Origin of the sequence: Paenibacillus agaridevorans (assembly GCF_003112455.1) — a bacterium.
GTDB classification, from domain to species: domain Bacteria; phylum Bacillota; class Bacilli; order Paenibacillales; family Paenibacillaceae; genus Pristimantibacillus; species Pristimantibacillus agaridevorans.
In genome coordinates this window covers 8197-19264 of sequence record NZ_BDQX01000041.1, presented here as the reverse complement: position 1 = coordinate 19264, position 11068 = coordinate 8197, and the positions used below count along the sequence as shown (strand labels likewise).

At 56.1% G+C, this 11068-nt stretch carries 12 protein-coding genes; 11 read left to right on the top strand and 1 reads right to left on the bottom strand.

Going from position 1 to position 11068, the window contains the following annotated elements; translation table 11 throughout:
• The first annotated feature begins 175 nt into the window (after positions 1 to 175).
• The 8 genes from rsmB (at position 176) to spoVM (ending at position 7702) form a co-directional block, all read left to right on the top strand.
• Entirely contained in the window at positions 176 to 1525 is a 1350-nt protein-coding gene (gene rsmB, locus PAT3040_RS04070) for a 16S rRNA (cytosine(967)-C(5))-methyltransferase RsmB (RefSeq protein ID WP_108991631.1), read from the top strand.
• A 110-nt stretch (positions 1526 to 1635) separates the two neighbouring features.
• The gene (gene rlmN / locus PAT3040_RS04065; protein ID WP_087567783.1) at positions 1636 to 2682 is read left to right on the top strand and encodes a dual-specificity RNA methyltransferase RlmN; all 1047 of its coding nucleotides are present in this window, start codon (positions 1636 to 1638) and stop codon (positions 2680 to 2682) included.
• 6 nt (positions 2683 to 2688) lie between these two features.
• The gene (locus PAT3040_RS04060; RefSeq protein WP_087567784.1) at positions 2689 to 3459 is read left to right on the top strand and encodes a Stp1/IreP family PP2C-type Ser/Thr phosphatase; all 771 of its coding nucleotides are present in this window, start codon (positions 2689 to 2691) and stop codon (positions 3457 to 3459) included.
• Positions 3456 to 5588 carry a Stk1 family PASTA domain-containing Ser/Thr kinase gene (pknB, locus tag PAT3040_RS04055; protein WP_108991630.1) on the top strand — a complete coding sequence of 711 codons (2133 nt, stop codon included), beginning with the start codon at positions 3456 to 3458 and terminating at the stop codon, positions 5586 to 5588. The genes PAT3040_RS04060 and pknB overlap by 4 nt, the downstream gene beginning before the upstream one ends.
• On the top strand, positions 5551 to 6519 hold the full coding sequence (rsgA, locus tag PAT3040_RS04050; protein WP_108991663.1) for a ribosome small subunit-dependent GTPase A: 969 nt from the start codon (positions 5551 to 5553) through the stop codon (positions 6517 to 6519). The genes pknB and rsgA overlap by 38 nt, the downstream gene beginning before the upstream one ends.
• 5 nt (positions 6520 to 6524) lie before the next feature.
• Positions 6525 to 7169 (top strand): ribulose-phosphate 3-epimerase, encoded by a 645-nt coding sequence (rpe, locus tag PAT3040_RS04045; RefSeq protein ID WP_108991629.1) that lies wholly within the window; start codon positions 6525 to 6527, stop codon positions 7167 to 7169.
• Between the two features lie 12 nt (positions 7170 to 7181).
• Positions 7182 to 7448 (top strand): hypothetical protein, encoded by a 267-nt coding sequence (locus PAT3040_RS04040; RefSeq protein ID WP_246608618.1) that lies wholly within the window; start codon positions 7182 to 7184, stop codon positions 7446 to 7448.
• Between the two features lie 173 nt (positions 7449 to 7621).
• Complete coding sequence (spoVM, locus tag PAT3040_RS04035; RefSeq protein WP_040711006.1) at positions 7622 to 7702, top strand: stage V sporulation protein SpoVM; 81 nt, start codon at positions 7622 to 7624, stop codon at positions 7700 to 7702.
• Between the two features lie 107 nt (positions 7703 to 7809).
• Here spoVM and rpmB read toward each other — a convergent pair whose 3' ends face one another.
• Positions 7810 to 7998 carry a 50S ribosomal protein L28 gene (rpmB, locus tag PAT3040_RS04030; RefSeq protein WP_068683988.1) on the bottom strand — a complete coding sequence of 63 codons (189 nt, stop codon included), beginning with the start codon at positions 7996 to 7998 and terminating at the stop codon, positions 7810 to 7812.
• Between the two features lie 213 nt (positions 7999 to 8211).
• Between rpmB and PAT3040_RS04025 the strand changes: the two genes are divergently transcribed.
• The 3 genes from PAT3040_RS04025 to fakB all read left to right on the top strand — a co-directional run.
• On the top strand, positions 8212 to 8571 hold the full coding sequence (locus PAT3040_RS04025; protein ID WP_087567787.1) for an Asp23/Gls24 family envelope stress response protein: 360 nt from the start codon (positions 8212 to 8214) through the stop codon (positions 8569 to 8571).
• Positions 8572 to 8589: 18 nt separating this feature from the next.
• Complete coding sequence (fakA, locus tag PAT3040_RS04020) at positions 8590 to 10371, top strand: fatty acid kinase ATP-binding subunit FakA (RefSeq protein ID WP_507763364.1); 1782 nt, start codon at positions 8590 to 8592, stop codon at positions 10369 to 10371.
• A 31-nt stretch (positions 10372 to 10402) separates the two neighbouring features.
• On the top strand, positions 10403 to 11068 hold a 666-nt coding region (gene fakB / locus PAT3040_RS04015; protein WP_108991628.1), incomplete at its 3' end, for a DegV family protein.

Sequence of the window (11068 nt, the reverse complement as noted above, 5' to 3'; positions counted from 1 at the left end):
AACCGGCAAATCGGCCGCAAGGAGCGCAGGCAGCGCAGGCGGCCGCTCCAAAGGCGGTCAAGGCGCCAAGACGGGCAAGCCGGGCGGACAGCGCGGGGCACAAGCGCAAACGCGAAGCCATGCCGGCCGGACCGGCGTTGCTCCCGCTTCTCGCCGTCAGGTCACGCCTCGCGAGATTGCCCTGGATATACTCACCAAAGTCGCGGGAAGCGGCGCGTACAGCAATCTGCAGCTTAAGCGAGCTCTGCAGGACTCCGAGCTGTCGAGGCCTGACGCCGCGCTTGCGACGGAGCTGGTCTACGGCACGATAGGGCGGCAGGCGACGCTGGATCATTGGCTTGACAAGTTCGTCGCCAAGGGTGTGGCCAAGCTACAGCCCTGGGTGCATCAGCTTTTGAGAATGAGCGCCTATCAGCTGCTTTATCTGGATCGCATTCCGCCCCACGCGGCGGTTAACGAAGCCGTCTCTATCGCAAAGCGCCGAGGCCATGCAGGCATATCCGGCATGGTAAACGGCGTGCTGCGAAGCATGGATCGCGGCCGCTCCGAGCTGACGCCGTCCCGCATTAAACTGGACGATCCCATCGCGACGATCGCGCTGCGCCACTCCTATCCGGAGTGGCTCGTCCGCCGCTGGGCGGACGCATACGGATACGAAGTTGCCGAGAGCATCTGCGAGGCGGGCAATCGTTCTCCGCATGCCAGCATCCGCGTCAACCCGCTGCAAGGAAGCCGGGAAGAGCTTCTGGCAGAGCTTGGCGAAGCAGGATTGGAAGCGAAACCTTCCGCGCTTGCGCCGGCCGGTATAGTCGTGGAATCCGGGGGCCATCTGGCAGATATGGCCGGCTTCCTATCGGGACGCTGGTCGCTCCAGGACGAGAGCTCGATGTTAGTCGCCGAGGTGGTAAATCCCAGCGCGGGCATGAAGGTGCTGGATTGCTGCGCGGCGCCAGGAGGCAAGAGCGCGCATCTGGCGGAGCTGATGGAAGGCAAGGGCAAGATATGGGCCAATGATCTGCATGTGCACAAGCGCGAGCTGATCGTACAGCAGACGGAGCGGCTCAAGCTTCGCAACGTCGAAGCCATCACCGGCGACGCCTCGACGCTCGGCGAGCGTTTCGCTCCGGAATCCATGGACGCGGTGCTGCTGGACGCGCCATGTTCGGGCTTCGGCGTCATCCGGCGCAAGCCGGAGATCAAGTGGACGAAGACCGAAGGCGACATCGCGGAGATTTGCGCCGTGCAGCGCAAGCTGCTGGAGTCTGTCTGCGGCCTGGTCAAGCCTGGCGGCACGCTCGTCTACAGCACTTGCACGATGGAGCGGGCGGAGAACGAGGAGCAAGTCGCCGCGTTTCTGAAAGACCATGCCGAATTCCAATTGGATCCCGAATGGCCGGAGGAGCTGCTGGCGACGTTTCGCGAAGCGGGACTCATTGAGGGCTCCTTCGAGGGGCAGCTGCAGTTGCTGCCGCAGCATTACGGAAGCGACGGCTTCTTTATCGCGCGCATGTCGAGAGTCCGTTGATGGCTTGGCTTGGGCGTTTGTGGTAAAATAAATCGACGACGGCGACAGGCCGGGAATCGGAGCTCCCGAAAATTAATGCCGTCTACTTTGCAGATACAGGTGTGATGAAAATGAAACCCATTATTTATGACTATACGCTGGAAGACTTGAAGGATTGGATGAAGGAGAACGGCGAGCCCGCTTTCCGCGGCGATCAGCTGTTCGATTGGATCTATGTAAAGCGCGTAAAGAGCTTCGAGGAGATGTCCAACCTGCCCAAGGCGCTGCGCGACAAACTGGAGGCCGAGTTCCAGTTTATTACGCTTACCGAAATTACGAAGTTCGAGTCCAAGGACGGCACGGTTAAATTTCTGTTCGGTTTGCACGACGCTCATGCGATCGAGACGGTTATTATGCGTCACAACTATGGCAACAGCATTTGCGTGACCACGCAGGTCGGCTGCCGGATCGGTTGTACGTTCTGCGCCTCTACGCTCGGCGGACTAAAGCGCAACTTAACCGCTGGCGAGATCGTGGCTCAGGTCGTCACGGCCCAGCAGATGCTGGACGCTACGGGCGAGCGCGTCTCCAGCATCGTGATTATGGGCTCCGGCGAGCCTTTCGAGAACTACGAAGCAACGATGACGTTTCTGCGCCTCATGATTCATGAGAAAGGGCTCAATATCGGTCAGCGACATATTACCGTATCGACAAGCGGCATCGTGCCAAGCATGTACAAGTTCGCGGATGAGAATACGCAGATCAATCTGGCGCTGTCCATCCATGCGCCTAACGACAAGCTCCGCTCAAAGCTGATGCCGGTCAACCGCCGTTTTCCGTTCGAAGACGTTATGGAGGCCTGCCGCTATTACATCGCGAAGACCGGTCGCCGGATTACGTTCGAATACGCTTTGATTGGAGGCGTTAACGATCAGGCGGAGCATGCGCAAGAGCTGGCCGACGTGCTTAAGGATCTGCTCTGTCACGTTAATCTTATCCCGGTTAATCACGTGCCCGAACGCAATTACGTCCGGACGCCGCGCGAGGATATTTTCGAATTCCAGCGCATTCTGGACCGCAACGGCATCAACGTGACGATCAGACGGGAGCAGGGTCATGACATTGCGGCGGCATGCGGACAGCTGCGTGCCAAACATATGGAGTCTACGACGAGGTGATGAGCGTTGTTAACGGCAACTCTTAGTAATATCGGACGAGTGCGCCAGGTGAACGAAGACCAGTGCTGGGTAGGCGCGCTCGGCGGCGGCATCGCGATTGCCATGGTGGCAGACGGGATGGGCGGTCATCAAGCCGGCGATGTGGCCAGCCAGACGGCCGTCGATACGTTCCGCGGCGCCTTCGAGCAGCATGCAGACAAGGCGTCCCTATCCGCAGCGGAGGGCAAGATGCTGATTCGCCAGGCGATTGCGGAGGCAAACGAGACGATCTATGCGATGGCATCGCGCAACGAACGATATCATAATATGGGAACTACGGTCGTTGCAGTCTTGATGTTGCCGGGTACGGCCGTCATCGGCCATGTAGGGGACAGCCGCGCTTATCGTATAGGAGGGAACGGCATGGAGCAGCTCACGATGGATCATTCGTTAGTGAATGAGCTCGTGAAGTCTGGTCAACTGAGCGCCGAGGAAGCCGTTCATCATCCGCGCCGTAATGTGCTGACAAGGGCAATCGGCACCGATCCCGAGGTGGAGATCGACGTCCAGTCGATCGAATGGTATCCGGAAGACGTGCTGCTGCTATGCAGCGACGGCTTGACGAACATGGTCAGTGAGGGTCAGATCGCCGAGGTGGTGGCGGATCCATCGCAGGAACTGGAAGCGAAGGCGGATCATCTCATTCAGCTGGCGCTTGAGGGCGGAGGAGACGACAATATTACGGTCGTGCTTCTGCAAGAGCAGCGCACTGGCGAAGCGAGAGGAGCGAGTGCATGATCGGACATGATTTGGCAGGACGTTACGAAATCATAACCCGCGTCGGCGGGGGCGGCATGGCGCTGGTATACAAAGCGCACGACGTGTTGCTCAACCGCTATGTCGCGGTTAAAGTACTGAGGCAGCAATTCGTGGGCGATGAAGAATTCATTCGCCGGTTTCGCCGCGAGGCGCAGTCGGCTGCGGCATTATCGCACCCGAATGTTGTCAGCATCTACGATGTAGGTCAGGAAGACGATATCCACTACATCGTCATGGAGTATATCGAAGGAAGCAATCTGAACGAGATTATTCAGGAGAGAGCGCCGCTCCAGACGGACGAAGCGGTGCGCATCGCCATGCAGATCTGCGACGCGCTAGATCATGCCCATCAAAATCATATTATCCATAGAGACATCAAGCCTCATAATATACTTATCGGGAACAACGGCAGAGTCAAGGTAACGGACTTCGGCATCGCCCGCGCGGTGACGTCGTCGACCATTACGCAAACGGGCTCCGTTATCGGATCGGTCCATTATTTCTCTCCCGAGCATGCCAAGGGCATTAATACCGGCGAGAAGTCCGATCTGTATTCCCTGGGGATCGTCTTGTATCAGATGCTGACGGCCAAACTTCCGTTTTTTGGAGAAAGTCCCATCAGCGTAGCGCTCAAACATCTTCAGGAGCCGTTCGAGGAGCCGCGCGTCGTCAACCCGCACATTCCTCAGAGCGTAGAGAATGTTATTTTGAAGTCGATGCGCAAAAACCCGGCAGAACGTTACGGCTCCGCCCACGAGATGTTCCTTGACCTTGATACCTGCCTGCGGCCGGATCGTCTAAACGAGCCGCGCGCCGAGTTTACGGTCAATCATGATCTGGAGGAGACGCGGGTTATGCCGGCCATTCGCGGAAGCGTAGCTGCTGCGTCGTCGGATACAGCCGTGCGCAGCGAGTCCAAGGCGACCGTCAGCGATACGACGAGCGTGAATTGGCAGGAGGAGGAGAAACGGCCGAAAGGCTGGAAGAAACCTTTGCTGGTGGTGGGCATTACTTTGCTGCTCCTCGCGTTGCTGCTCCTGGGCTTCCGATGGGTGCTGGGCCAGTTGGATCCCGGCGAGGTAGATGTGCCTTATGTCATCGGGATGACGGAAAAGGATGCCCGGGCGAAGTTGGAGGAAGACGGCCTTCGTGTCAAGGAGCCCGTCACCCGGGAATACCAGAAGGATATCCCGAAAGGCGAGGTATTCGAACAATCCAAGAAAAATATTCGGGTCAAAAAGAATACTTTTATCGAGCTGTCCATTAGTGATGGACCCGAATTGAAAGTGTTGAAATCCTATGTCGGCCAAAAGCTGCAGGCCGCCAAGGATGAGCTGATCGCCTTGGGCATTACGGAAGACCGCATCAAGGTGACGGAAGAACACAGCGAGGAAGAGGCCGGCACGATTCTGGAGCAAACGCCGGATGAGGGCGCGGAGCTCAATCCCGAAACGGCAGAGGTGTCGTTCGTCGTTAGCATGGGTCGAGAGACGGTGCTAATGGAGGACCTTGCCGATATGCGCCTCAAGGACGCCAAAAGCTGGCTAAAATCCAAGGAGCTTGTATTCGAAGAGTCCGATACCATCTACGAGGCTAGTTATTTGCATGAGAAAGATCATGTCATCAAAGTAGAAAACTACAATCCCGGTGATCAAGTTCCGAAAGGGACCAAGATCGTTTTGCGCGTCAGCTCCGGGCCGCCGGCGGATTCCAAAACGTACCAATTCAACGTTCGGATATCCCCTGCGCAATCGGGCAAATCAAGCGAAGTGAAAATCATGTATTCCGACGCTACGGGCGAGAATATCGAAGGCGTCAAACGGACGATCAACAGTACCGTCGATATTCCAGTAACCGTTATTCTGTCGCCCGACACGGTAGCGCGAGTGACGGTCATGCGCGACAATCAATTCATGGATACGGTGGAAATCCATTACGACGAAATCGGAACAGGCAACGATTCGCCGAACCTGAACATACCAGGCTCGGAAGCAACGGAGCCGCCGCAAACGGAAGCTCCGGGAGACGATCAGGAAGTGCAAGCGGAGGTAGATAACAGCAATGGCGAAAATGGAACGGAAGGCGAAGAAAACGCCGGAGGACAATAGGGAGCCCGTTGTAGCCGGCGACAGTCGAGAAGGCAGAATCGTCAAAGCGTTAAGCGGCTACTATTACGTGAAGGACGACGAGAATGACTCCGGAGACACCGTGCAATGCAGGGCGAGAGGCGTGTTCAAGAAACGCGGCCTCAGCCCGCTGGTTGGAGACCGCGTTGCCTACGTCTTGACGGAAAACGGCGAAGGAACGGTCACGGAGTTGCGCGAGCGTTCCTCCGAGCTCATACGTCCGCCCGTGGCCAACATCGATGTAGCCATCCTCGTCTTTTCCGTGACGGAGCCTGTGCTTAACCTTCAATTGCTGGATAAGTTTCTCGTTCATATCGAGCATGCCGGCATCCCGGCGGTTTTGTGCCTGAGCAAGCGGGATCTGGAAGCCGAGGGAGAAATGACGGAGGAGGCCGCGGAAGCGGCTTCTTCCGTTCAGCGCATCTATCGGAAGCTGGGCTACGAGGTGTTCGGGACAAGCTCCCGCAAGCATTCCGGCATCGAGGAGCTGCAAGCAAGACTCCGGGGGCATCTTGCCGTATTCGCAGGGCAATCCGGAGTTGGCAAATCTTCGCTCCTTAACGCGATCGTGCCGGGGCTGACGCTGGAAACCAACGAAATAAGCAATCGGTTGGGGCGCGGCAAACATACAACTCGCCATGTGGAGCTTGTAGACATCGGCGGCGGTTACGTCGCGGATACTCCGGGCTTTAGCCAGCTTGACTTCGGCGAGCTTGGCATCGAGGATCTTGGCTACTGTTTCGTGGAGATGCGAGAGCTGTCCCCTTCTTGCAAGTTCCGGGGCTGCACGCATGTCCACGAACCGGGCTGCGCGGTGCTGTCGGCGCTGGAGGATGGAGACATCGAGCGGAGTCGTTACGATAACTACTTGTTGTTTCTGGAGGAAATGAAAGATATTAAACGGAGGTACTAACGAACATGACGATTATCGCTCCTTCCATTTTATCGGCTGATTTCTCGAGGCTCGGCGAGGAGATCGCGGCTGCAGAGGCGGCCGGCGGGGATTGGATTCACGTGGATGTAATGGACGGGCACTTCGTACCGAATCTTACGTTCGGACCGCCCGTCATCGCCGCAGTGCGCTCCGCCACTACGCTGCCGTTCGATGTCCATCTCATGATCGAACGGCCGGAGCTGTCGCTCCACGATTACATCGCTGCCGGGGCCGATCGCATCACGGTTCATGCGGAGACCTGTACGCATCTGCACCGCACCGTTCACTCCATTAAGGAGAAAGGACTGCCCGCGGGCGTCGCCCTTAATCCCGGCACTCCTGTCTCTCTTCTGGAGCCTGTCATTCACGACCTGGATCTGGTGCTTATTATGACGGTAAATCCGGGGTTCGGCGGCCAATCGTTCATTCCGTATTCTCTCGTTAAGCTGCGCCAAGTGAAATCGATGCTCACGGAGCGAGGACTCGAAGGCGTACACGTGCAAGTAGACGGCGGCATTAACGCGGAGACGGCTCCGCTCGTGCGCGAGGCGGGCGCGAACGTGCTGGTGGCCGGCAACGCCGTATTCGCCCAGCAAGACCGCGCTGCCGCAATCGCGGCGCTGCGCTAGGGAGGGACAAGGTTGAAGGATTCTGTACGTACGAGCTTCTGGGTCATCTTGTATTCGTTTTTGGCCGGCGTTTCGCTTGCTTTGTTCGCGAATATTCCCGATCTGATCAAATACGTTTTTTCCTTGCTGGCGCTTTATATCGGCATCCGTTTTTTTCGCCGGTTCGAGACGGTCGGCTTGCGTGTCGCCTTTATTGTGCTTGCCATCGTATTCTACTTTCTCGCAGCGTTATGTTACGCCATGTATGTGTACATCAAGGACAACCCTATCCCGGCTTAATCGGCCGATGCGACAAATAACCGCTCCCGTTCTATCGGGAGCGGTTGCTTGCGTTTGCGGCGATTGCCAGGCTTCGGTTGGAATAGGACATGGAATATTCGCATAGGATGGTTACATGAGCGCGGGATAGGTCACGGATCAATTTCATGAGCGTGTCTGAGGAGGGATGAGGCATGAAATTCTATACAATAAAACTGCCGAAATTTCTGGGCGGATTTGTCAAAGCGATTTTGAATACGTTCCAAAAAAGTTAATGCCGATGCAGCGCGCAGCCTGGTCCATTCAACCAAGATATGAGGGAAAAGCGAAAAATAAAAGCACCTGAGCGCTCAGGTGCTTTTGTCTATGGCGTGAGCCATGATTATACGCGAGTAACTTTACCGGATTTCAACGCGCGAGCGCTGACATAAACGCGCTTAGGCTTGCCGTCTACAAGAATGCGCACCTTCTGCACATTGACGCCCCAAGAACGACGTGTCTTGTTGTTCGCGTGGGAAACGTTATTGCCTTGACGCGGCGATTTGCCAGTGAGATAACATTTGCGGGACATGACTACACCTCCTTAACATTTTGCCAGAGACAAAATCAACTTCGAGAGACCACTCTTATTAAACACACTTGAATATCGTATCATAAACTTCCATTCCGTTCAAGCCAAATCTATAGGTTCATGGGGGAATTGTTGTACGGACTTCAATATCACGTTTGTTTATAGTACAATGGTTCTTAGTCCATAATAGATAACAGTAAGGAGTGAATTTCCATGTCACTGCAGCTAAGCACCGAACTAGGTTCCGTTCATGTTACCGATCATTGCATTGCCGTTTTGGCCGGCTCGGCGGCTATGGATTGTTATGGACTTGTAGGAATGGCTTCGCGCAAAGGACTCAAAGACGGGATCGCGGAGTTGCTTGGACGGGAGAATATGTCCCGCGGCGTTGAAGTGCGGCGCGAGAATGACGGACTGCATATCGACCTCCATATTATCGTAAGCTACGGAACGAAGATTTCCGAAGTGGCGCACAACATTCAATCCAAGGTGAAGTACGTCCTGAATAATGTCATTGGCTTACAGGTGAATGAAGTCCATATATTTGTACAAGACGTAAGGGTATCCAGGTAGCGGGAAGGGGAATTTTCATTGGGTAAGCGCTCTATTAACGGATCGGATCTTGCCGGCATGGCATTGCTCGGAGCGGAGCTATTGCAGCACAACGCGGAACGCGTAAACGCATTAAACGTATTTCCTGTGCCTGACGGCGACACCGGCACGAATATGAATTTGACGATGAGCTCCGGGGTCAGAGAGCTGCGATCCAGACCGTCCGAAGACATCGGCAAAGCGGCGGAGGCGTTGTCGAAGGGCTTGCTGATGGGCGCGCGCGGCAATTCCGGCGTAATTCTGTCCCAGTTGTTCCGGGGCTTCGCGAAATCGCTTGCGACTTTGAAAGAAGCAACGGCTGCAGATTTGGCTGCAGCTCTTCAATACGGCGTAGATATGGCGTACAAGGCCGTAGTAAAGCCGGTAGAGGGCACGATTCTGACAGTAGCTAAGGAAGGCGCAAAACATGCGGTTCAATACGCCAGACGCAACAGCGAGGTGCCCGACTTGATCAGAGAGCTGCATCGCAGAGCGGATGAGGCATTGCAGCGGACTCCGGATCAGCTGCCTGTTCTTAAGCAGGTCGGCGTAGTGGACTCCGGCGGTCAAGGTCTCGTATACATCTACGAAGGATTCGTCCGTTATTTGACCGATCTGGAGTCGGGTCATGACATGGATCCAATGTATGTCGCGACGGAAGCCGCAATGCCGGAGGAAGTGCCGATGCCCGTCCCGAAGCCGAGCGAACGAAGAGCGGAACCAAGCTCCGCGCAAGCGCGTCTCGCAACGGAGGACATTGAATTTCTGTACGACATGGAATTTTTTATCAATCGTACCCGAAGCGGTAAATCCATGATGTTTTTTGATGAATCCGCTTACAAAAAGGCGCTCGAGAAGGATGGAGACTCCATTCTCGTCATCGTGGACGACGATGTGATCAAAGTGCATGTCCATTCGCGCCGTCCCGGCGATGTCTTCAATTTATCGCTTCCTTACGGGGAGCTTACCGATATCCATATTCTGAACATGCGGGAGCAGCATCGCGATATCGTCGAGCATGATGCCGTCATCGCGGGTTCGATCGGATCCGCGGATCTGTCCGGGGCAGAGCTGCTGTCGGGACAAGCAGCGAGCGAAGTCACGCCTGTGCAAGCGTTCGAACGCGCACCGTACGGCATTATTGCCGTTGCAATGGGAGAAGGCATAGCCGAGATGTTTCTGGCGAGCGACGTGGATACGGTATTATCCGGCGGACAGACGATGAATCCCAGCACGGAGGACTTCCTCAAGGCGATCGAAGCGCTTGCCGCGGACCATATTTTTCTGCTTCCGAACAACGGCAATATCATTCTTGCCGCCGAGCAGGCGGCGGAGCTGTCCAATAGCAACGTGACCGTCATTCCGACGCGCACAATCCCGCAAGGGCTTGCTGCCGTGCTCGCTTTTAAGGAAGACCAGCGGCCGGAGCGCAATCGCGACTGGATGAAAGGCGCGGCGGAGGCGGTCGTCTCCGGCCAAGTGACGAAGTCCGTTCGCGACACCTCCATCGATGGCGTAGATATTCGGGAAGGCGATTATATAGGCATCAAGGAGAAGGCCATCGTCGTTTCCGATGGCGACCTGCTTGCAGCGTGCCAGCAATTGCTGGGCAGCATGCTGGAAGGCGGCGGAGAGCTGCTGACCGTCATAGCCGGAGCCGAAGCCGAGGCCGAGCTTACCGCTACGTTATGCGAGTGGGCGGAAGGGGAATATCCCGATCTGGAGATCGAAGTACAGCCCGGCGGGCAGCCGCTGTATCCATACTTGTTCGCGGTAGAATAACATTGATTAAGTATTCGGTGGAGGGGTTGCTATGGGCAATGTAAGAATTGTAACCGACAGCACGGCGGATATACCCGCGGAGCTTCGGAAGAAGCTCGGGATTACGATGGTTCCGCTCAAGGTGCTGTTCGGCGAAGAAACTTATGTGGATGCCGTGACGATTACGGCGGATCAATTCTACACGAAGCTGAAGCTTGCGCAGACTCTTCCAACCACGTCCCAGCCTTCGCCTATGGAATTCTCCGAGGCATACGAACGGCTGCTTCAGGAGGACCCGGACTCGCCGATTATATCCATTCATCTGGCCGCGTGCCTGAGCGGCACTTATCAGTCCGCGACGATCGCGCAATCGATGCTGGAGCAAGAGGCGGACATTACGGTCGTCGATTCCAAGTCCGCTTCTTACGGCATCGGAACGCTGGTTGTGCGCGCTGCGGAGATGGCTCTGGCAGGCAGCGACAAGGAGAGCATTCTGGCGGAGGTTCAGCGGCTGCGGGCCGATCTGACGATCTACTTCCTGGTTGACAGCCTGGATCACCTGCACAAGGGCGGACGGCTCGGTCGCGCCTCGGCGCTGATCGGTTCGATTCTCAATATTAAGCCGATTCTGTCGTTGGATTCGGAGGGCGGCATCCATGCGGTAGACAAAGTGCGAGGCACGAAGAAGGCGATGGCCCGGATTGCCGACATGGTCAAG